General features: G+C 61.7%; 22 protein-coding genes and 3 pseudogenes. 3 read left to right on the top strand and 22 right to left on the bottom strand.

Annotated elements, in window-relative coordinates:
* Nucleotides 1-8: 8 nt before the first annotated feature.
* The 11 genes and pseudogenes from FHS82_RS20040 to FHS82_RS19990 form a co-directional block, all read right to left on the bottom strand.
* A pseudogene (locus tag FHS82_RS20040) lies at nt 9-152 on the bottom strand (DUF736 domain-containing protein); the annotation flags it as partial.
* 170 nt (nt 153-322) lie between these two features.
* Nucleotides 323-487 (bottom strand): hypothetical protein, encoded by a 165-nt coding sequence (locus FHS82_RS20035; protein ID WP_166956299.1) that lies wholly within the window; start codon nt 485-487, stop codon nt 323-325.
* Between the two features lie 264 nt (nt 488-751).
* Nucleotides 752-1,198, bottom strand: coding sequence for a TA system VapC family ribonuclease toxin (locus FHS82_RS20030; protein WP_166956296.1), 447 nt, complete (start codon nt 1,196-1,198; stop codon nt 752-754).
* Nucleotides 1,195-1,422, bottom strand: a complete 228-nt coding sequence (locus tag FHS82_RS20025) for a CopG family transcriptional regulator (protein WP_166956293.1) — start codon at nt 1,420-1,422, stop codon at nt 1,195-1,197. The genes FHS82_RS20030 and FHS82_RS20025 overlap by 4 nt, the downstream gene beginning before the upstream one ends.
* 89 nt (nt 1,423-1,511) lie before the next feature.
* The gene (locus FHS82_RS20020; protein WP_208394374.1) at nt 1,512-2,441 is read right to left on the bottom strand and encodes a DUF2493 domain-containing protein; all 930 of its coding nucleotides are present in this window, start codon (nt 2,439-2,441) and stop codon (nt 1,512-1,514) included.
* Between the two features lie 325 nt (nt 2,442-2,766).
* On the bottom strand, nt 2,767-3,804 hold the full coding sequence (locus FHS82_RS20015; protein WP_166956290.1) for a DUF7146 domain-containing protein: 1,038 nt from the start codon (nt 3,802-3,804) through the stop codon (nt 2,767-2,769).
* Between the two features lie 68 nt (nt 3,805-3,872).
* On the bottom strand, nt 3,873-5,978 hold the full coding sequence (locus FHS82_RS20010) for a ParB/RepB/Spo0J family partition protein (protein ID WP_166956287.1): 2,106 nt from the start codon (nt 5,976-5,978) through the stop codon (nt 3,873-3,875).
* Nucleotides 5,979-6,331: 353 nt separating this feature from the next.
* Nucleotides 6,332-7,297: a M28 family peptidase gene (locus FHS82_RS20005; protein WP_166956284.1), complete on the bottom strand. Its 966-nt coding sequence runs from the start codon at nt 7,295-7,297 to the stop codon at nt 6,332-6,334.
* Nucleotides 7,294-8,901, bottom strand: coding sequence for a hypothetical protein (locus FHS82_RS20000; protein ID WP_166956281.1), 1,608 nt, complete (start codon nt 8,899-8,901; stop codon nt 7,294-7,296). Before FHS82_RS20000 ends, FHS82_RS20005 begins: the two co-directional genes overlap by 4 nt.
* A gap of 67 nt (nt 8,902-8,968) precedes the next feature.
* The gene (locus FHS82_RS19995) at nt 8,969-9,160 is read right to left on the bottom strand and encodes a hypothetical protein (protein WP_166956278.1); all 192 of its coding nucleotides are present in this window, start codon (nt 9,158-9,160) and stop codon (nt 8,969-8,971) included.
* Nucleotides 9,161-9,404: 244 nt separating this feature from the next.
* A complete protein-coding gene (locus tag FHS82_RS19990; RefSeq protein ID WP_166956275.1) occupies nt 9,405-9,839 on the bottom strand; it encodes an antirestriction protein in 435 nt (144 codons plus the stop codon).
* Nucleotides 9,840-10,017: 178 nt separating this feature from the next.
* Here FHS82_RS19990 and FHS82_RS19985 point away from each other — a divergent pair.
* Both FHS82_RS19985 and FHS82_RS21270 read left to right on the top strand, forming a co-directional pair.
* A pseudogene (locus FHS82_RS19985) lies at nt 10,018-10,294 on the top strand (AbrB/MazE/SpoVT family DNA-binding domain-containing protein).
* Nucleotides 10,248-10,664 (top strand): annotated as a pseudogene (locus FHS82_RS21270) (type II toxin-antitoxin system VapC family toxin). The pseudogenes FHS82_RS19985 and FHS82_RS21270 overlap by 47 nt, the downstream one beginning before the upstream one ends.
* 24 nt (nt 10,665-10,688) lie before the next feature.
* On the opposite strand, the gene FHS82_RS19975 reads toward FHS82_RS21270, so the two are convergent.
* The 5 genes from FHS82_RS19975 to FHS82_RS19955 form a co-directional block, all read right to left on the bottom strand.
* Nucleotides 10,689-11,300 (bottom strand): Ros/MucR family transcriptional regulator, encoded by a 612-nt coding sequence (locus tag FHS82_RS19975; RefSeq protein ID WP_166956272.1) that lies wholly within the window; start codon nt 11,298-11,300, stop codon nt 10,689-10,691.
* Nucleotides 11,301-11,592: 292 nt separating this feature from the next.
* A complete protein-coding gene (locus tag FHS82_RS19970; RefSeq protein ID WP_343042640.1) occupies nt 11,593-11,787 on the bottom strand; it encodes a JAB domain-containing protein in 195 nt (64 codons plus the stop codon).
* Between the two features lie 70 nt (nt 11,788-11,857).
* Nucleotides 11,858-12,091: a helix-turn-helix domain-containing protein gene (locus FHS82_RS19965; RefSeq protein ID WP_166956269.1), complete on the bottom strand. Its 234-nt coding sequence runs from the start codon at nt 12,089-12,091 to the stop codon at nt 11,858-11,860.
* Nucleotides 12,092-12,701: 610 nt separating this feature from the next.
* A complete protein-coding gene (locus FHS82_RS19960) occupies nt 12,702-13,295 on the bottom strand; it encodes a hypothetical protein (RefSeq protein ID WP_166956266.1) in 594 nt (197 codons plus the stop codon).
* Nucleotides 13,295-13,819: a methylated-DNA--[protein]-cysteine S-methyltransferase gene (locus FHS82_RS19955; protein WP_166956263.1), complete on the bottom strand. Its 525-nt coding sequence runs from the start codon at nt 13,817-13,819 to the stop codon at nt 13,295-13,297. The genes FHS82_RS19960 and FHS82_RS19955 overlap by 1 nt, the downstream gene beginning before the upstream one ends.
* A 149-nt stretch (nt 13,820-13,968) precedes the next feature.
* Here FHS82_RS19955 and def point away from each other — a divergent pair, with 149 nt between their 5' ends.
* Nucleotides 13,969-14,508, top strand: coding sequence for a peptide deformylase (gene def / locus FHS82_RS19950; RefSeq protein ID WP_166956347.1), 540 nt, complete (start codon nt 13,969-13,971; stop codon nt 14,506-14,508).
* Nucleotides 14,509-14,550: 42 nt separating this feature from the next.
* Here the strand turns inward: def and FHS82_RS19945 are convergent, their stop codons facing one another.
* From FHS82_RS19945 to FHS82_RS19920, 6 genes are all read right to left on the bottom strand, one after another.
* Nucleotides 14,551-15,432 carry a DMT family transporter gene (locus FHS82_RS19945; RefSeq protein WP_166956260.1) on the bottom strand — a complete coding sequence of 294 codons (882 nt, stop codon included), beginning with the start codon at nt 15,430-15,432 and terminating at the stop codon, nt 14,551-14,553.
* Complete coding sequence (locus tag FHS82_RS19940; protein WP_166956258.1) at nt 15,429-15,962, bottom strand: methylated-DNA--[protein]-cysteine S-methyltransferase; 534 nt, start codon at nt 15,960-15,962, stop codon at nt 15,429-15,431. Before FHS82_RS19940 ends, FHS82_RS19945 begins: the two co-directional genes overlap by 4 nt.
* Nucleotides 15,963-16,290: 328 nt before the next feature.
* On the bottom strand, nt 16,291-16,923 hold the full coding sequence (locus tag FHS82_RS19935) for a glutathione binding-like protein (protein ID WP_166956255.1): 633 nt from the start codon (nt 16,921-16,923) through the stop codon (nt 16,291-16,293).
* Between the two features lie 105 nt (nt 16,924-17,028).
* A complete protein-coding gene (locus FHS82_RS19930) occupies nt 17,029-17,778 on the bottom strand; it encodes a 2OG-Fe(II) oxygenase (RefSeq protein WP_166956252.1) in 750 nt (249 codons plus the stop codon).
* Nucleotides 17,775-18,860 (bottom strand): bifunctional DNA-binding transcriptional regulator/O6-methylguanine-DNA methyltransferase Ada, encoded by a 1,086-nt coding sequence (gene ada, locus FHS82_RS19925; protein ID WP_166956248.1) that lies wholly within the window; start codon nt 18,858-18,860, stop codon nt 17,775-17,777. The genes FHS82_RS19930 and ada overlap by 4 nt, the downstream gene beginning before the upstream one ends.
* A gap of 109 nt (nt 18,861-18,969) precedes the next feature.
* Nucleotides 18,970-19,140 carry a hypothetical protein gene (locus tag FHS82_RS19920; RefSeq protein WP_166956246.1) on the bottom strand — a complete coding sequence of 57 codons (171 nt, stop codon included), beginning with the start codon at nt 19,138-19,140 and terminating at the stop codon, nt 18,970-18,972.
* Nucleotides 19,141-19,257: the final 117 nt, after the last annotated feature.

The raw sequence follows: 19,257 nt of genomic DNA, 5'->3' as shown, positions 1-19,257 counted from the left end.
CCGGGGGTGACTACCGACCCGGAAGAAACGTTTTTGTTTGCGCCGCGGGTCTCGGGGACGATGCGCACGCCCTTTGCCTGGACGCTGAGAGTGAAGATCTCGCCGATGAACTCGCCGTTGCCCGCCTTCTTGAAGGAACCGATGGTGGCCATAATGAAACTCCGTGCGCCAAGAGTGGCGGGTGGAAACCGCCACGCGCATTTGTTGCCCATGCGGGGTGGGAGACCCCGACGCCAACGTGCCGCAAGCACGGGGGTTGAAGCAGACGGGTGCACAAGCCCGTCGTGCAGTTTCCACCGGCGTCGACAAAAAAAGAGGGAGCTTACGCCCCCTCCTCCGCTTCCTTGCGACTGCGGCGCTGGGCCTCCGCGAGGGCTTCCTCGAGGCGGCGCTGCGTCTCCGCCCGCTCCTCGCGGGTCAGGATGCAGTCCGCGAGTTCAGCGCGCAGCTCGGCGATTTCGGCGTAGATGTCGTGAATTGCATTCATCTGAACCTCCTTTGTCTTGATGACGGAGGTCGCTGACCGGGCGTTGGAGGGTCGTGTCAGGGATCGCGCAGCGACCGGCGGAGCCGGCGCGTGGGGGAGCCGATTTTGTCGTCGCATGGCGGCGTCAAAATTGGGGGGACCACGCGTCCTTGACGCGGCCCGACTGCCGGTATGATGGGTGTCATCAGAGAGAAAGACGGCCCTGGCACCACGCTGCAACCGCGCCAATGGCGCCAACGTTGCAAGCGCACGGACGATCAGCCGCTATGCGCGCCGTGTGCCCTGGATCAAGTGCAGGGAGGCCTTCCCGTTCCTGACGGCCGCAACCGAAAGCTTCCGGTCGAAAGTGGCCAATTGGCCTTCGTGGGCCGCGGCGAGCGCCAGCAGATAGGAATCCGTGACCTGAGCGGAGGTCAGGATCTTGTCGGCATCGACATCGCCGTTGCCGACAAGACTGACGTCATCAGCCCAGAAGCTGTGGCCGGGCAGCGCCCGCAACTTCCGGACGATCCCGGTGACAAGCGACGGTGATCCGGGCGAATTCGGATATTTCGGGTTGGCGACGATGCGGATGACGCCATTCTCGGTGATCGGGCAGGTCGCCCACGCCGCATGGCCGACGGAGGCGAACCATTCATGGGCATCGTCATGCGCGACGTGACCGGGATCAATCAAGGCGATCAGGACATTGACGTCGAGGAGATACGTCACGGCAATTCGTCACGCAGGGCGTTGACGGTTTCCAGCGTGACGGGAGGCGCACCGGGCCGGGGTGTGAGGAGCGGAATGCCATTGCGCTCGCCGCCCTCCTGCGGACGGCGCAAGGAGCGCCGGGCGAGTTCGGAAATGACCTCGCCGACACTGCGGCGCTGCTGCGCCGCCATGGCCTTGGCCGCGGTCAGAACATCGTCATCAATCGCCAATGTGGTCCTCATCTTTTCCCCGCTCAACGCATCAATCATCACGCATCATATAGCGGGAAAAGGCAAAGTCTCAAGACCGCCCTTGAGGAAAGGAGTGACGCTTACGCGCCACCCTTGATCTTCATGACCGGGATTCCGAGCCGGCGCGCCTTGTCGGCCAGGTTTTCCTGAATGCCGGTGCCGGGGAAGACCAGCACGCCGATCGGCATGGTCTCCAGCATGGCGTCATTGCGGCGGAACGGCGCGGCCTTCGCGTGCCTGGCCCAATCCGGCCGGAACGCCACCTGCGGCACCGCCCGGTGATCGGCCCAGCGCGACGCGATCAACTCGGCGCCCTTGGGCGAGCCACCGTGCAGCAGGACCATGTCCGGGTATTTGGCATGGACCTGATCGAGCCTGGCCCAGATGAGATTGTGGTCGTTGAAATCCGCTCCGCCGGTGACGGCAACCTTGGGACCGGCCGGCAGCAGGATCTCGTTCTCGGCCCGGCGCCTCGCGGCCAGAAAGTCCTTGCTGTCGATCATCGCCGCGGTCAGGTTACGGTGGTTGACCTTGGAGCCGCTGCGGGGCCGCCACATCGTGCCGAGATGGCGCTCGAACTGCTCCGCGGCGACGTCGCGCGCGAGTTCCATGCTGTCGCGCCGCTCGATCAGGGTCTGTCCCTCAGCCGTGCGGCGCTCGAGCTCGACACTCTTCACCTCGCTGCCGTCCTGCTCGTCCTGGAGACGACGCTGCGCCTGCTCGTTGTCGTCGAGTTCGCGCTCGATCCGGGCGATGGCACGGTGGAACAGGTTGACCGCTCCCCAGAGCAGTTCGTCGAGGTCGGGCTCGAGCTGCGTATCGCCGAGGATGGCGATCAGCGCATCGAAGATGTCCGCGACCGCACCGGCCAATGCGTCGCCGTCCGGCAGCGGTCGCGGGTCCGGTTCATCCTGCGTGGGCCTCCAGCCGAAGAGTTGAAGCTGGGTCAGGACGCGGTCGGTGGGGGAAGCGGTGTGAACCGGCTCGAAGTCGTCGTTTTCGTGCATCATCGGGGCGATCCTTGTTCGGGATGGCCGCGCCCATCGCGGCCTTCGCAGGCGTCGAAGCCCACGGGCGGGATGAACTGGCACCCGAAGCGAAGCGCCGGGCCGAAGCATCAGCGAAGGATGGCGCAGGCCGGCGATTTTGTATCGCGATGCAAAGGCGCGCAGCGCCGGCGGAAAATCGTCGGCCGCAGCCATTGCCCGACCGGCCCGCTTGTGGGCCGATCGCCCTCTCGAGAAGGCCGTGGGCGCGGTTCCCTGTACGCGGAACGACCACGAGGAGATGGAAACGCCCGACGCGACAGGATTCTTCCCCCCCCCCGTCCGGGCCTCACCGCTCGATGAAACGGGGTACGTCCTGCGGATGAAGCTGGTCCCGCAGAGCCACCCGCAGCGCTCTTGGACCGAAGGCGCGCAGGTCCTCGTTGAAATCGCCGCGCACCGGCGACAGCACGATCGGCTCGATGCCGACGCTCGTGGCTCTGGCGACAAGGTTGTCCCGCGCGCTGTCGCCGGCGGAATCGCGGTCACGCAAAATGTAGAGCCGCCGCAACGTCTCGGGGAACAGGATGGCCGCGAGATGGCCGGCTGAAAGCGCCGCCAAAGCCGGCATGCGAGGCAGGACCACGCAGGGTGACAGCACGGTCTCGATCCCCTCGCTCGCAGCAAGCACATCGTCCGCCACACCGAAGCGGACGCCATGCCCCAGCAGGTCGCCCATCGCGCGCCGCGGCGTGTCGATCGGCGCTTTGCCGGAGCCGTCCGGGGCAAGCCAGGTGCGATGTGCGCCGGTCTGCCGTCCGGCGAGATCGGTGACGGCGGCGATCATCGCCGGCCGGGTCTCGACGGGACTGTGTTCGTCGGGCCGATAATAGCAGCGCGGGTGAAAGCGCAGGGCGCCGGTTCCGTGCAGAACCGTAAGCCCGCGTTTGCGCAGATACGCTTCCACGATCGTGCCCGCAATCGGCTCCGACATGGCGAACAGCCGCCGGCTGGTTTCCGGCGAGCCGGAAGGGGCTGGAGCGGGGAGTCCATTTCGTAACCGCTGTTCCCGCCTGGAAGGGGGCAGGCTGAGGAAACGGCGCGCTTCATCCACCACGTCCCGAAAGTCGACAAGGCCATGGCTCTCCCGGATCACGTCGAGAAGATCGCCGTGTTCGCCTGTCGCCGCGTCCGTCCACTTGCCCGCAGCCCCTTTGCCGGTTTTCGGGCCGGAGAGACGCACGAACATGGAGCGGCCGGGCGTGTTGCGCGCGTCGCCGACGAGCCAGTAATTGCCTTGCCTGCGACCGGCCGGGAGAAAGTGGCGACAGACCGCTTCGGCGCAACCGGCGAGTTCGTGCGCCAGTTCGGAGGGGTGTTCCGACATGGAAAGATCCTTCAAAGAAAAAGGGCTCGCCGTCGCCGGCGAGCCCAGTTCATGTTCACGTCGGGGCGTTATTCCGCCGCGACCGTCTGGCCAGCATCGTCAATCCCGTCATTGTCGGCGATGCCGTCGCGATCGCCGACAGACTTTTCGCCGTCGTTTGCCGCCGGTCCCGCGACGATCGTTTCCGACCCGGTCATCTCCAGTTCGATCTCCGGATGTTCCAGAGTCCGTAGCGGCTGCGGAAGCCATCCGCTGTTCGCGAGCAAGGCCTCGGCTTCGGCCGCCATGTGGCCCTTCTTCAGATGAGCGATGCGGTCGGCTGCGGCTTGCCCCCTCGCCTCGGCGACGGCCTGCAGGATGCGCGCCTTGGTGACGCGACCGAGGAAGCTATCCACGGTCGGTCGCCATCCTGCCGCCGCCATGTCGAGATCGACGGCCCTTGCCAGTTGATCGGCGTGGGCCAGCGCACGCGGTCGTCGGTTCCATGCCTCGTGCGCCGCGTTGACCGAGAGGCTGATCACATGGGCGAACAGCTCGAAACGGCTGTCGGCGTCCCATTCTGCCAGGGCGCTCCAGAGCTCCTCCGACGCCTTGGGCAATGCGTTCAGCCAACTTTCGTGCCGGGCGTGGATCGTCCGGGCCGGGGCACTGTCGTCAAGACCCGGCGCCTGGGCACTGAAGGCGAGGCTCTTCAGATCGAGTTCGAGGCAGCTGTCCGAACCGTAGTGATAGAAGACCCTGAGCGTCAGAGCATGCAGCGCGGCGAGAAAGGCCACGTCAGGCTGTCTTCCGAGCGCGTCGCGCAGAGCGAGCGTCCGATGCGCCGTCAGCTCGGACAGCAGCCGGTCGGAGATGGGCGACGGGTCTTCCTCCTCGTCTTCCGGGTCGGCCTGTGGCGCGGCGGAGGAAACGCGATCGCTGCCGTCATCGTTCAGGCTGGCCGCCGCCGGCTGATCGTCTCCTTCGCCTTCCGCCGCGTTGCTTTCCGGCTCGACCGGCGCCTCATCCTCGGGACGCACATAGCCACGCTCGACACGCAATCCGCCTTCCGGAGAAATGCTGACAAAGGCGCCAGCACGGGCGATCTCCCCGGGGTCGAAAGTCACCGGCCGCTCATCGAACGCAGCAAGCGCCGTCTCCAGCTCGGCCAGGCGTTCGTCGACCTGTTCAGGCAACTCGTCGACGCTCTCGTATTCGCCGTGCAGCGTGTCGTATTCCGCCTGCAAAGCGTCGCGAGCCGCCTCCTCCTTGGCGCTCAACGGCTGGAGCTCTCCCCGCAGCCGCCGCAGGCCGTAGGTATTACCATAGGCAAAGTCGGGGGCAACTTCGAGCCATTTCCAGCCCTCAGCCGCGATCGCCTCGGATTCTGTCCTCAGTTTCTCGGCGACCAGCTGGTTGACCAGCGCCGTATCCTGCAGCCAGCCGCCGTCATCGCCATGGAAGAGATCGCGCAGTACGGTTCCGCCAGCGTCGGCATAAGCGTCGATGTCGATGAACTGCGCTCTCTTGTCGGATGCGCGAACCGCACCCTCCGTGAGCCAGCGCCGGATGACATAGGCAGACTTGTCGTAGGTGTGCTGCAGACGTTCGAATACCCCTTCCTGGCGCTCATGGTCGCCGGAAACGGTGAAGGCCATCATCTGCTCCAAGGTCAGACCGTCCTCGGCATAGATGTCGAGCAGCTTCGGCGACACCGAGGCCAGCTTCAGCCGCTGCTTGACGACATTGACCGAAACGAAGAAGGCCGCGGCGATGTCCTCCTCGGACTGGCCCTTCTCGCGCAACGTCAGGAAGGCCCTGAACTGGTCAAGCGGATGGAGCGGGGCGCGCTGGACGTTTTCCGCCAGCGAATCTTCTTCGGCGATCCCGCCCTCGCGTACGATGCACGGGACAGCAGCGGTCCTTGCGAGCCGCTTCTGCTTCACGAGCAGTTCCAGCGCCCGGTAACGCCTGCCGCCCGCCGGGATCTCGAACATGCCGGTTTCGGTGCCGGCTCCGTCGACGACCGGCCGAACGCTGAGCCCCTGCAGCAGCCCCCGCCGGGCGATGTCTTCGGCCAGTTCCTCGATCGAGACGCCGGCCTTGATGCGCCGGACGTTCGACTGACTGAGCACCAGCTTGCCGAAGGGAATGTCGCGCGAGGATGACAGCGTGATTATCTTTGCTGTAGCCATGGAAACAGACTCCGCGGCGGACGCCCGAGAGCCACCCTCTCAAGCACCAATCCGCCACGAAGCGCAGCACCGCCCTCTTCCTCCGGGGACGGCGCCGTAAAACCGGCAATACGGAAAGGCACGAAGCCGGACGCACGGGATCTCGGGTTTCCGGAATTGCGGCATGCAGGTTGTCCGGTCGAGAAGCTTTTGCGCCTCGCCTTCCATCTCCAACTCCACGTCTCGGTACAGTCTACGGGCGACATCCCGTCCGCATTTGCCTCTGTTGATTCATCAACCGCAAGAAACCATCTCTCTGATACTACGCCCGCTGACGACACGCGATTACAGGAGCAGTGGACACCTGCAGGCGGTCATGATGCCGTGAACGCACGGTAACCGGGGTCAGCGTCCATCTCCTCTGCCCAAACGGCCATCAGAAAATCGTCCAGCGTGACGCCGCATTCCTCCAGCATCCGCGCCGCCAACCACGGATGGTCCGCAACCGCTTCCGCAAAGTCGTCGCGATGACCGCGGTAGCTTTCGAGCCAACCCCAGCGCTCGTCTTCCCGTATCGAGGGATCGCGCTCGATCACCAACCGGGAAGCGTCGAGTTTCAGCATGGCGACGAGCAGCTTTTCGCAATGGTCGACGTCAAGCGTTTCCCCCGGTCCGTGCTGACCACCATACCCCACCGACAGGTTGGTGCATTCGGGGACGATCCCCGCATATTCGTTGGTGTCGGTAAAGACGCCCGTATCGTCAGGCTTGTATCGGAAGTCCCGGTTCAGATCGTTGAGCGCGGACGCCAGGCTGGCTGCAAAAGCGTCCGAGCATGTCCGCCCGAAGCTCTGATGCGTGATGACATCGTGGAAGCCGGCGCGGTCGAAGGCGATCCCCGCGTCGATGTTCGTCAGCAATTCCGGGTTGTTGCGCCGGATCCAACGGGATCCGAGGCAGCCTTGTTCCTCGCCGCGATGGAACAGGTAGAGCCCAGGGCGGCCAGCCGCGATCATGTTGAGCATGATCCAGACGCCGGCCCCGTCATCGGCGCCGAGCGACATGCCGGGCTTGCCGTTGCACAATCTGGCGATGCCAAGCCCGTCGATGCCCACCTCCTGCTGTCCGCCACAAACCGCCACGGTATCGACGTGGCAGCTCCACACGACACGGGGTTTGGCGCCGATGGCGAGCATCCGGTTGCCAAAGGCGTCAGTGACCACGCCGGGAATCGGGTCAAGATATTCGCGGCAGAAGGCGCGTTCGATAGCGCTGTCATGGGGGCGTGCCCACGACAGGATTTCCAGCAGGCCGGTCCGGCCCGCAACATCATAGGTCATGGTTCAGACTCGTTTGGGAGGGAGATAACAGCCGACGCCGGTACCGTCATCGCGGCGACGGAACGGAGACCTTCTGAAATGCGCGGCGGCTCGTGGCGATCGCGTAGCGGGCGCGCACCATCGGGCGGTTCGATGATGCTGCGGCGCAGCGCTTCGAGACGAAGGCGTTCTGCTTCGTCTCGCTCGCGCCTTAGCCTCTCGTCCCGGGCACGCTCTCCGGCGGCTTGCCACCTGGCAACGTCCGCCTGGATCGCGGCCATCTCGTCATGGAACTGGTGGTAAGCCAGCAAATGGGCGTTGGCGAGAGAGACGTCGTCATCATCGAACGGTTCGGGCAGATGATCTTCAGACAGCCATTCGCCATGATATTCGGTAAGATCCTCTGCGTGGAACCATTCGCCGGAGGCATCGCACCGACGGCAGCAATCGCTGGCCCACCATTCGCGGCGATCTTCGAGATAGACGGCGCCGAAGTCCTCTGCATCGTCCTCAAGAACGGTATGCGAGTCATGGTCGGTATGGACCGTGACGAAGGATTCGTCGTCACTATAATAGCGGTTGTTATGGTTGCAGAAGGTGGCGTGGTCGTGAAAGCAACGATTGCACCATTCTTCGTTCCCGCCGTCGACGACATAGACCGTCTCGTGTGGGCTACCCTCGCTGTCGCAGCGCGGGCAACACCACGGGATGTCCGCCACACCTGTGGTGTTTCCGGATGAGATACTGCCATGGCCGATGACGAGGTGTTCGCCGTCGTCGTCAAGATCACCACCTGCATCGATGTAGGGGACAACGAAGCTGTCATCATATGGGATGCGCCGGACGCGGGCGCCGTTCAGGCTGCCCGAGTTGTAGCCAGCCCCCTCAAGGAGCAATTTGAGGCGAGACTCGTCGCCGTAGATTCTGGTGTAGATTTTGCGGCCCGGCCAAACGACGCAGCGGGCGGTGGCATCATCGCTGGCGCCGATATAGGCGAGCGCGGTGTCCGGACCGGCATAGACGCGTACGGGGTGACACGGGCCGTCGAAGTCACTTGCCTCATGCGCCATGCAGCTGCGGGGACCGCCGACATAGACGTCTTCTATTTCGTCCGCATCCTGCGTAATCTTGAGGGTATGTTCTTGCAGCAGCACGGAGAGCCTCGCGCACCAGTCCCGGATCGCGTCGTTGTCGAGATGCTCGGAGAAGAAGCGATTCAGGTAGCGGCCAGGCGACATCACCAGCTGGCGGTCGGCCTGTCCCTTGGCGGGGTTTTCGGTAAACGCGATCTTGCCCGCCTGCTCCTGGGAGATATGGCAGAAATGTTCGTCGTGCCTGGCCCGATACCAAGGTTCGTCGTGCCAGGGTATCGGCGCGTAGGTGCCATCGGCAAAACGCAGCTTCTCACGAATTTGCCAATCGACGTCGCCGATATCCGTGCCGGCAAGCGCGACGCGCAGTTCGGCATAGGGCAAAAGCGTAAGAAGGCGCTGCCGAACGGCCTCGGCCTCATCGAAGGATGGCCAAAAATATTGCTGGTCGCCATTCGGCGCCCAATTGAACACGATCGTCACCGGCCGCCACTCGCTGTCCGAGTACCGGTGTAAAATTTGAAATTGGATCATGGACGTGACTCCACGCAGCCGCGCATGGTGGGGCACGGCTGGATTGTCGGTGGGGATTGCGGGGGGCTCAGCGACGGAGCGGCAGCGGCATGTTGACGACAAGGCCGCCAGTCAGCGGCCGGAAACCGAGCGCCGCCGGAATGATCGGCATGATGGCGCCGGCGACCCGCTCTCGGTTCGCCTCAAGCTGCCGAACGCCAATTTCCAGGCGTCTCGACGCGAGAGCGCGTGCCGTCGCCCGCAACGCCACCTGGGTCATGGCTCTGTCTCCGGAACGGGCGCCGGAAGACTCTCTCCCGGCCCTGAGCTCGCCGCGAAAACCCCAATCCTCCTCCAACTCTCTCAGTCCGCCGGACCACACCGCCGCCGAAGGGGCCGGGCGGACACCCCTCGCGGAACGAAACCGCGCAGGTGGGAAGGGTCGTGCGTGACCTTGAAAGGCCTTCGCACAAAACACGCTCTGCCGGATGGCAGAGCGCCGTTGCAGTGACCGAAACCGGGTTTCAGTTGATGGCCCGCAGAATCTCCGCAGCCTCGCGGTGGTCCACCGCGTAGCTGTAAAGACGTGCGTAGCCTTCACTCAAGACGTCCGACCGATAGGCGAACGAGAGATGCGAGAAGGCGAACAGGGTGACGATGATGCCCGCGGCGTCTGCGCTCACCTCGCCTTCATAGCCATTGGTCTCGCAGATGATCTTGTAGCGGGGGATAGCGGTCGGCCTCAGATAAAGCGGCCTGCCATCGTACTCGCAGAAGTCCCAGTAGTCGCCCCGGTAGTCCGGGCTCAGCCACGCAATAAACCGGTAGACGGTAAACTCAGCCGTCAGCAGCAGCTGCCGGCCGAACAATTGCGGGAGGAAGTCAGCCCTGCGATTATCAGGGATAACGGTCGCCTGACGCGCCGGCGATTGAGCGGGATTCGAGGCATCTTGTGTCATGAGGGTTTCTCCGGACGGAAGAGGACAGGACCGAACCCGGGCGGCTCTCTCGACCACCGAGGTTCACCTCGTCCCGGCCGCCTCTTCCTCTGAAACCGCGCCACCCCACCGGCACCTTGAACGCCAAGACCCCCGGAGCGTATTTTACCCTCGTCTCACTCGCGGAAGGCTCAAGTCCATGGCAGGCGCGCACAGGCTCGTCACGACCGTTTCGACCAAGGGGCAGGGTCATCCTGCCGAAAGCCATCCGGCAGCGGCGCGCATGGGAAGCCGGCACACGGCTCGTGGTCGAGGAAACGCCGGAGGGCGTACTGCTGAGGCCTGCGCCGTCTTTCCCTGAAACACGGCCGGACGAGGTGTTTGGTTCCCTGACCTATAAGGGTGAGCCGAAGAGCATCAAGGACATGGATGCCGCCGTGCTGGCCGAAGCCGAATGCTGCCACGCTCACGATTGATGCGAATCTGATCGTCTGCTATCTGATCGGCGATCATCCCGACCAAGCCGCCCGCGCCATCATCGAACGGCAACCTGTCTTCGTTGCCGCGACGGTTCGCTGGAGGCGGAATGGGTGCTTCACAGCACCTATGGCTATCGCGGCGCCGAGGTCGTCCGCGCACTGAGGTCGTTTGCCGGGCTACCGACCGTAACCGTCGAAGATGCGGCACGCGTCGCCACGGCACTCGATCTCACGGAGAAGGGCATGGATTTCGCAGATGCCCTTCACCCTGGCGGATCGGCCCATTGCGAGGGCTTCGCGACCTTTGACCGGAAGGCTCGTCAAGGCCGCGAGAGCGGCAGGTCACAAGGCCGGACGGGAAGCATGAACGGGGCCGGAGCGCGCTCGCGCGCTATTCGCTCACCGGCTCGACAACCTCAGTCCCTGTTGGCGCCTTCTTCCTGCTGACCCGCCCGGAGCGCGATGAGCCCGTCGAGGCCGCCTTGGCGCGGGCCCTCGACTTTGGCTCGGCAACCGACGTTTCGGGCACCTGGTCGGCGATGACCGGCTCCTCGGGCGGCGGGACATCCGCTTCCGTTGCTGTTTCGGATTTGCGCCGCCCGAGGCCCAGCAGCTTGGCCGCTTCCTGACGCTGCTTCGAGTAGTTCGGCGCCACCAGCGGATAATCGGCCGGCAGGTTGTAGCGCGCCCGGTATTCCGCCGGCGTCAGGCCATGCGTTGCCAGATGTCGCTTCAAAGTCTTGTACGGCTTGCCGTCGATCAGACTGATGAGGTGGTCCGGGGATGCCAGGCTGGTGCGCACGGAAACTGCCGGAACATATTCCGGTTTCGACTCCGGTTCGGGTTGCTGCGGAGCGGACGACGTTTCATATCCGGCAAGCGCCGCCCGTGTCGTGCGGATCAGTTGGGCGAGTTCGCTGCTTGGCACCGCATTGTGCCCGACATAGGCGCTCAAAAGCTGGACGGTCAATGTGGTGAGATCGGGCGTTTCTGCCGCTGACATGGGCGTCCCCTTGCATGAAGGTTGATGGGAGCATCCTGACATATGCGTTATGGATCAGGCATATAGCAAACCTGCACTCCTTGTGATGGAATTTCAAGGGCCTGAAGTTGCAAACGCCCAAGTATAGAGCCGTCGGCTGCTGCTTCACCGGTCATGTCCAGTGGCCTGACAGGTATCGCAGGCCGCATCGTGATCGGCAGGGAGGGGGAGCTTTCTGCCTTCATCCCTCCAGATCGCACCGGAAGTGAGCCGTGATAGCGTGTGGCTGGCGCTGGAGCTGTCCGGTACGCCGTCAGATCACGCCCAGAGCGCGGACGCTGGTCTCGCAGCCGACACCGACGATGACGAGATCATGCAGCATCAACCCAAGAACTTTACAGGCGCTCTGGATTTCCTTTGTCATCGAAATGTCCGAGCCCGACGGGTGCGGATCGCCCGAGGGGTGGTTGTGCATCACTCTTACTGATCGCGCATCGTATTGTAATATATGGATAAAATTCCAATTTTACGAAAACTAGTGCCGTTAATTGGGTGAGGCAAGAAATGATCGACCGGCATTATCCCGCTCGATCATTGGGCAGCGTGGCAAATCCCTTAGGCTCACGACAAGCCACTGTATTCTTTTTGTCCCATGCTTCAAGCTCATCGACGGGGTAGAGGACGGCCTTTCCGACCTTTAGGTATGCAGGGCCGATCCTCATGGCCCTCCAGTTGCGGAGCGTGCCGATTGATACACCGCCTCGGTAGCGTTCAGCGACTTCTTCCGGTGTGAGAAACTTTCCGTCGATCATGGTCAACTCCTTATACGCCTGCCTAGCCCATGCTTGCGGAAGGCGCTTTCTGTGTTCGTCTCGTCGTGGTGACGCCAAGTTCCCCCTCCGGCATCGCGCAAGTCACGGAGACAAAATTTGGCGCACAGTCATTCACGGCCGTGCATCTCCGCAGATTGCAACCGGTTCTGGAGTATGGGAAGCGGACAAAACAGGGCGAAGGGGAAACGGATATTATAGGCTGCATATAGGACGGGGAGATTTTGCTTTCGCCGTAATTGCGAATACACGTCGGTAAGATGCCATGCTTCTGAAAGCGCGTTGGTCGTAGGTGTGGGCGTGCTCGATTCTAGGCATAGGATTTAGCGGCATCCCTTCAGGCTCATAACCTGAAGGTCGCAGGTTCAAATCCTACTCCCGCAACCAAATTAAAACCCGCTAAGTCATGGACTTAGCGGGTTTTTCGCTCCAGAGAATGTGGAAGCGGGAAGTGCTCGTGGAAGCGAGGTGGAAGCGCCAAGGGGTAAATTGCAGCGTGGAACCGGCGAGTGGATGCGTTCAAATCTGTGCCGGATCGTTGCAATGATATCACTAAATTACCGTTGCCCTGCAAGTGACCGGATGACGTGCTCTACCAGCCTGGATAGAGCATTATGAGGCGGCCCCACCCTGATAACATGCCGTTCGACCGCAGCTTCAAGATTGCCTCTGTCGCGTTCCAGGTGCAGGGAACGCGACGAAGCCACCGATTGTCCTTGCGCCCCCGGTAAAGCCAGATAATTGACGCGGCCAGCATCTGACGTTCTGCCGACATCCCCCGATAGAACGCACGCCAGTTCTCCATGCCCGTTGCTTCAACTTTATCGGCGTCATAGTCATAACCCGAGGGTCGGATTGCGTGATGGAATCGACCGGGCCCATCATCCTGAAACAGTGGGTAGAGACCGTATTGCGCGATGAGTTCGCGCAGATGTTGCTCAAAATCGGGGGCGGAACCGACCGCAAATCCCGGTGGCGTGCAGCAGGTAAGGGATGCGAGCTTCGCGATCTCGTCGTCATCCATGTCAAGACGCTCGACTACCAGGGCGCTCAGGCGATAATCCGGATATTCCTTAGCAGACTTTTCTGGCTCCGAAAGCGATAACGCCAGTACGCTAAGGGGGATGCTTTTCGGGAACGTCGGACCCAAACCTTTATCAGACGCAGCCATTTCGGATGGTTCCATCATCCCTCTCCTGGACGGCGTGGTTCGGCACGTTGTTCGCGCTCGAGAAGCGCTCGTTTGCGACGTACACCCCAGCGATACCCGGAAATCGATCCATCCTTCTTCAGGACACGGTGACAGGGAATAAGAATGGCAATCGAGTTCGAGCCAATTGCCCCCGTAATATCACGGGCATCGCGTGTACCAAGTTTTGCGGCAAGGGCTCCGTAGCTGGTCGTTGTTCCCGCAGGAATTTCACGCAGCATCGACCAAACCTGCTTCTGATAGTCGTTCCCCCGCGGATCCAAGGGAATGCCAGGATCAATGCCCGGTTTATCGACAAGCGCCGTTAACTTGACAAGCGTACTGGACAGTGCGGCCTCATCTTGAACGAGAACAGCCTCGGGAACGATTGCCTGTAGGTCGTCCATGGCACGATTGTCAGATTCAACGAATCCAAAAGCCACCAGTCCAACGCTCGATATTGCGGCGAGGTACTTCCCAAGTGAGCTGGCGCCCCATGCATAGCGGATCTGCTCAGTCATTCTTTGCTCCGTTCAGTTTCTTTTTTCTCTGAACAGAACATAGGATTGATCCGGTCCAGCCAAACTCTGCTTCTTGCTTTCAAATCGGGATAAGAAGCGAAGTGGATTCAAGGGCAAGAAATGGATCGCACGCGTTCTTACCGCCGCGCATGACTGCATTCCAAGGCAATCCCCACCTGAAGAGGCATTCTGCCGTGCGCCGAAAAATCTTAAAGATACCTGACACCCGACTGCGGATGGTTTCGAAACCGCAAGTGAGCTTTAATAAGGAGCTCCAGCAGCTTGCGGCCGATATGGCAGAAACGATGTATGCGGCCAAAGGAATCGGCCTTGCTGCTCCGCAGATCGGGGTCGATCGCCGTGTGATCGTGGCCGATGTTTCGGATAGCCAGGACTCTCTTCATGTTCTGGTCAATCCGGTGATCGTCGATCGTGGTGGCAGCGCTTCAATCGGCGAGGGATGCCTTTCCATACCCAATGCCTATGCCAAGGTGAACAGATCTGCCTGGGTCACTGTCGGTGGCTGCGATGCCAACGGAAGCCATATCGAAGTGTCGGCTGACGGGATGTTGGCCATGGTACTACAGCATGAAATCGATCACCTCGACGGCATCTTGTTTTTCGACCATCTCGCGGAGCGAACACAACGCGCCTTGGGTTTGACAGACGCCGTCCGTCAAATGAGATGAAGTCTTGGAGATCATCCGTTCACTGCTCCCGTCCTTGGAACATCACCCCCGCCTTGCCAGCCAGATGCCTGCAATGACGATCAAGCCTCCTGTAATCTGCATTGAACTGAGGGATTCGCCGAGGATGAGCCACGCCAGGAGTGCGGCGACGACCGGTTGCAGCAGAAGCGTCAGTGAGGAAAATGTCGCTAGCAAATAGGCAAGTGCGTAAGTAATCAGGCTCTGCCCGCCCGCGTGGCTGATCCAGGCTAGGCCGAGCAAAACAGCCCAACCGGCAAGTGTCACCGGGATTAAAGATGGTTCGACAGCCATCGCAAGTGGCAGAATGCACAGAGCCGCTGCGGTTGTGCTCCACAGCATAATGACGGATGTCGAGTAATGTTTGCGAGCCTTGCCGAGCAAGAGGATATAGCCAGCGTAAAGCATGGCGGCGAAGAGCGCGATGGCGTCGCCTCGAATGTCGCCTTGCCCAATATCTGCCGGGCCGCCCTTCAGAATGACAACGCCGATAATGCAGAGAGCCAATCCGAGAAGAACAGGTCGGGAGATAGACGTACGCAGAAACAACCAGCTTGCAAGCGCGACGAAGACCGGCGTCATGTTGACCAGCAGGGTCGAATTGGCGACGGAGGTCATGTGCAGCGATATGTGCCATGCGGCAAGCTCGGCCGCGAGAAAAACGCCGGGGGCAGACGCCAGGGCATGACCACGAATAGTGCGTGGCCGCGCGTCGGCATTGGCGGATGTTTCATTGCGGGAGAACAACAGGACCAATGGTCCGAGCGCCAGGGCGAGCCGCCAGAAGGCCGTTGAAATCGGACCGATCTCCGAAACTCGCACGAAGATCGGCGAGCAGCCGATGGCGATCCCGCCAGCAATCAGTGCGAGAAGCGGGAGCCTGCTGTTGGAATGGGGAAGTGTCATGCTTGCGTGGCCTCATGATCCAGCAGCCACCGTTTGCGCTCAATGCCGCCGCTATAGCCAGTGAGCGCGCCCTTTGCACCGACCAGCCGGTGACACGGGATAATGATGCAGAGCGGATTTGCGCCGTTTGCGAGGCCGACCGCACGCGCTGAGCCCGGACGCCCAAGTCTTATTGCGAGATCGCCATAGGAGACTGGAGACCCTGGCGCTATCGACCGCAGGGCATTCCATACATGCTCGTGAAACTCCGTACCGGACCCGGCAACCGGAATGGCATTGATCGCGGCGAGGTCGCCTGCGAAATACGTTTCTAAAGCCCGCTTGGTCGCCTTGGGTACAGAACCTGGCGAGAGTTGAAATGAGCCGGAGCCGAACCTGCGCTCCAGCAATCTGAGCATCCGTGGTGCGCAGTCCGCAAAGTCAGCAGCCCGCAGTACACCTTCGCTGTCGGCGATCAGATTGAGGTCACCGAGCGGAGATCTGATGGCTTCGATAGTGAGGGAAAGGGGAACGTCACGCCGGGACCTCACGGTGCATAGTCCCGATGATGTGGCGGATGAGAGCCGATGCGGCCGAGGCTCTGGCACATCCTCACGCGAGAACTCCCGCCCGCGCGCGAACGTTTGTGGGCAGCAAAGGCGACGACGCGACCCTGGCTAGCTGAACAGCCCAAACATACGATCGGAGTTTGGCTTGCATATGGGGCACTATCGGTTCTCCTGTCGCTGTGTGGCCGCGAGTGCGGCACATTTGGGTCCTACGGATTGGTACGGAGGGGAGACGTGGCCGGAATGCGGCCCACGTCTTATGCGTCAGAGCTGGCGGCAAGCCGTGCGCCTCACGGGTTAATGAGCACGCTTACTGGATGTGTTTGAGCTTCTCGGCGGCCATCGCGTCGATCACCGCACGGTCTTCGGCAAGGCGCTGATAATGCCCGAGCAGATGGCCCAACCCGCTGAGATCGAGCTTACGGGCCCGCGCCCAGCGGACCAGGACGAAGAGGTAGGGGTCAGCGATTGAGCGTTGATCGCCGGCGATCCATTCGTTCGTTTCCAACTGGCTGTTGAGGATTTCGAAATGGCGGCGCAGCGTCTGTCGCGCGATCTCCTTCGTAGCTTCCTGTGCTTCGGCATTGCCCGGCACACGCTCGGGATGCAGCAGCGGAGAGAAGACCTTGTGGACATCGGAGTTGATGTAGCCGAGCCAGCGATTGACCCTGGCACGGTCGAGTGTCGTGCCATCACCCCCTAGCCGGGCATCGGGATAGGTGTCGGCAAGGTAGTTGAGGATTGCAACATTCTGGCTCAGCACGAAGCCGTCCGGCAGAACCAGCACGGGGACCGTCGAAGACGGATTGATATCACGCTTGTACGCTTCGGACTGCCGCGCCTCGTAGTCGACCTTGTTGAGCGAATATTCGGCGCCGATCCAGCGCAGCACGACATGGGTCGCGAACGAGCAATAGCCGGGCCAATAATAGAGCGTGTACATTTTTTCCCTTTGCTGATGCTACTCCAGTCGAAGATGAGACTTTGCTCATCTCCGCCCTGCATCGTTCAGATTGAGGCGATCACCGTCGCATTGTTGCCGATGAGACTACTTCGCATCGTGGAAGATGATGCCGACGGTATGACGCTGACCGGATCGGACGCGGCTGACGCCGTGGCGCAGATTGACCCGGTAATTGCCCTTCGTGCCCTGAACAGGCCGATTGTGAACGGCAAAGGCGACGGCATCGCCCTGACGGAGGGGAACCACCTCCGCGCGGCTCTGCATGCGCGGACGCTGCTCGGTTAAAACGAATTCGCCGCCTGTAAAGTCTTCACCGGGCTCCGACAGGAGAAAAGCGATCTGCAGTGGAAAGGCGAGATCGCCGTAGAGATCCTGATGCAGGCAGTTGAAGTCGCCCGGCACATATTGCAGGAGCAGCGGCGTCGGGCGTGTCTGTCCCGCGTCATGGCATTGCTTCAGGAAATCCTTGTGCTCGGCCGGATAGCGCTGATCGATGCCCATTCGCGCATTCCACTCATTGGCGACATCGGCCAGGTGAGGATAGAGCGCCGTACGAAGTCCGCCGATCAAATCGGGAAGCGGATATTTGAAATAGCGGTACTCGCCTTTGCCGAATCCATGACGGGCCATGTGGATGTGACTGCGGAAATGCTCCTCATGTGGGTAAAGTGCCGCGATCTCCTTACACTCTTCTGGCGTCAGAATTTTCGGCAGCACCGCACAGCCATAGCCACTCAGCTCGGTGGCGAATTCCTGCCAATCATAGCTGGCGATGCGCTCCTCGGCGGATCGAACGGCCTCAGAGGCGGGTATGGTGTTAATTTGGGTACTCATGCATGGGCTTCCTTTTCCAGGAGGGCGCGCTTGCGTTCGACGCCCCAGCGATAGCCGGAGAGCGCACCGTCATTTCTCACGACACGATGGCATGGGATGGCCACCGCAATTTTATTGGCGCCGCAGGCCTGGGCCACAGCACGCACCGCCTTTGGCTCACCGATCCGGCGCGCGATATCGGCGTAGCTCGCGGTCTCACCAACCGGAATCTCGCGTAAGGCTTGCCAGACGCGCTGCTGGAACGCCGTCCCGCGCACGTCGAGTGGCAGGTCGAGACCGAGTTGCGGCGCTTCGACAAAGCCCACGACCTGAGCTACGAGCTGTTCGAACTCGGCGTCGCCGCCAATCAGATTGGCCTTCGGGAACCGGTCCTGCAGATCGCGGGCCAAGGCATCGGGGTCATCTCCCAGTGTTATGGCGCATACACCTTTGTCACTGCGGGCGACCAGGATGGCGCCCAAAGAGCACTCGCCGATTGCGAAGTGAATATCGGCGTCCTTACCGCCGTTCTTGTAGGCCGTCGGGGTCATACCAAGCACCTCATTGGATTTCTCATAGAAGCGGCTGTTCGAATTGAACCCGGCGCCATAAATGGCGCTGGTTACGCTCGTGCCGGTATCATCGAGCTCTGCGCGCATACGCTTCGTGCGGTGTGCGGCGCCGTAGGCTTTCGGAGTCAGGCCGGTGATCGCCTTGAACTGGCGATGGAAATAAAACCGGCTCATGCCAACCGATGCGGCCAGCTCGTCGAGTTTCGGCAGTTCTTCGGCGTCTTCGATCAGGCGGCAAGCGTGGGCAACGACGGCCGCATTCGCTTCAGCCAAAGAAGGTCCGTTGGGATTGCAGCGCTGACATGGCCGATAGCCTGCCGCCTCCGCATCCGCCGACGTTGCGTAAAAGCTGACGTTTTTCGGCTTTGCCGTGCGTGACGGGCAAGACGGACGGCAGTAAATGCCCGTGGTCTTGACAGCATAGACAAACGTGCCGTCTGCTGAAGCGTCACGATTGACAACCGCCTGCCACCGTGGGTCCTGTTCGGTGGGTGTAAGGGCGTCTCTGGTCTTTTCCGGGGCGAGACTCATCTTGTTCATTCCTTCGTTCTGTCTTGCCCACATATTTAAGGTGTCGTGGCGGCGATCTCACTCCGGTCCTTGCTTTTAAATTCGAACGCACCACTTTTTTGCGCCAAGCTCAGGAAACCCTCAGGATCGTCGTCTCTCGCAGATGGAAGACCTCGCCGCTGAGGAACCGGAGCTCAATGTCGCCATTGCCGAGCATGCCCCATTCGGCATGACCATTGCGGATCAGGCCACCAATCCAGTTCATCACGAGTGTCTTGTCGGGATCGTCATAGTCGCGCACGGGCCAGTCTCCGGTCGCAGACGCGATCGGAGACCGAAACCCGGTCCGCTGTTCCTTCCGGACGATACTGACTTGCGGCATGAGCGGCGGACCTTTCATCCGGGAGACGAGGCTGCA

Source organism: Pseudochelatococcus lubricantis (genome assembly GCF_011762225.1).
In the GTDB taxonomy this organism is placed as follows: domain Bacteria; phylum Pseudomonadota; class Alphaproteobacteria; order Rhizobiales; family Beijerinckiaceae; genus Pseudochelatococcus; species Pseudochelatococcus lubricantis.
The sequence above is the reverse complement of the archived record's forward strand: the minus strand, read 5'-3'. Positions and strand labels throughout refer to the sequence as shown.

What these genes read in the sequence shown, in the direction of transcription:
- FHS82_RS19945 (WP_166956260.1), bottom strand. Translation starts at nt 15,432, where the DNA reads ATGACACTTCCCCATTCCAACAGCAGGCTCCCGCTTCTCGCACTGATT.
- FHS82_RS19965 (WP_166956269.1), bottom strand. Translation starts at nt 12,091, where the DNA reads ATGATCGACGGAAAGTTTCTCACACCGGAAGAAGTCGCTGAACGCTAC.
- FHS82_RS20010 (WP_166956287.1), bottom strand. Translation starts at nt 5,978, where the DNA reads ATGGCTACAGCAAAGATAATCACGCTGTCATCCTCGCGCGACATTCCC.
- ada (WP_166956248.1), bottom strand. Translation starts at nt 18,860, where the DNA reads ATGAGTCTCGCCCCGGAAAAGACCAGAGACGCCCTTACACCCACCGAA.
- FHS82_RS20035 (WP_166956299.1), bottom strand. Translation starts at nt 487, where the DNA reads ATGAATGCAATTCACGACATCTACGCCGAAATCGCCGAGCTGCGCGCT.
- FHS82_RS19930 (WP_166956252.1), bottom strand. Translation starts at nt 17,778, where the DNA reads ATGAGTACCCAAATTAACACCATACCCGCCTCTGAGGCCGTTCGATCC.
- FHS82_RS20005 (WP_166956284.1), bottom strand. Translation starts at nt 7,297, where the DNA reads ATGACCTATGATGTTGCGGGCCGGACCGGCCTGCTGGAAATCCTGTCG.
- FHS82_RS20025 (WP_166956293.1), bottom strand. Translation starts at nt 1,422, where the DNA reads ATGAGGACCACATTGGCGATTGATGACGATGTTCTGACCGCGGCCAAG.
- FHS82_RS19960 (WP_166956266.1), bottom strand. Translation starts at nt 13,295, where the DNA reads ATGGAACCATCCGAAATGGCTGCGTCTGATAAAGGTTTGGGTCCGACG.
- FHS82_RS19935 (WP_166956255.1), bottom strand. Translation starts at nt 16,923, where the DNA reads ATGTACACGCTCTATTATTGGCCCGGCTATTGCTCGTTCGCGACCCAT.
- FHS82_RS19990 (WP_166956275.1), bottom strand. Translation starts at nt 9,839, where the DNA reads ATGACACAAGATGCCTCGAATCCCGCTCAATCGCCGGCGCGTCAGGCG.
- def (WP_166956347.1), top strand. Translation starts at nt 13,969, where the DNA reads ATGACTGCATTCCAAGGCAATCCCCACCTGAAGAGGCATTCTGCCGTG.
- FHS82_RS20000 (WP_166956281.1), bottom strand. Translation starts at nt 8,901, where the DNA reads ATGATCCAATTTCAAATTTTACACCGGTACTCGGACAGCGAGTGGCGG.
- FHS82_RS19955 (WP_166956263.1), bottom strand. Translation starts at nt 13,819, where the DNA reads ATGACTGAGCAGATCCGCTATGCATGGGGCGCCAGCTCACTTGGGAAG.
- FHS82_RS19995 (WP_166956278.1), bottom strand. Translation starts at nt 9,160, where the DNA reads ATGACCCAGGTGGCGTTGCGGGCGACGGCACGCGCTCTCGCGTCGAGA.
- FHS82_RS20020 (WP_208394374.1), bottom strand. Translation starts at nt 2,441, where the DNA reads ATGATGCACGAAAACGACGACTTCGAGCCGGTTCACACCGCTTCCCCC.
- FHS82_RS19975 (WP_166956272.1), bottom strand. Translation starts at nt 11,300, where the DNA reads ATGTCAGCGGCAGAAACGCCCGATCTCACCACATTGACCGTCCAGCTT.
- FHS82_RS20015 (WP_166956290.1), bottom strand. Translation starts at nt 3,804, where the DNA reads ATGTCGGAACACCCCTCCGAACTGGCGCACGAACTCGCCGGTTGCGCC.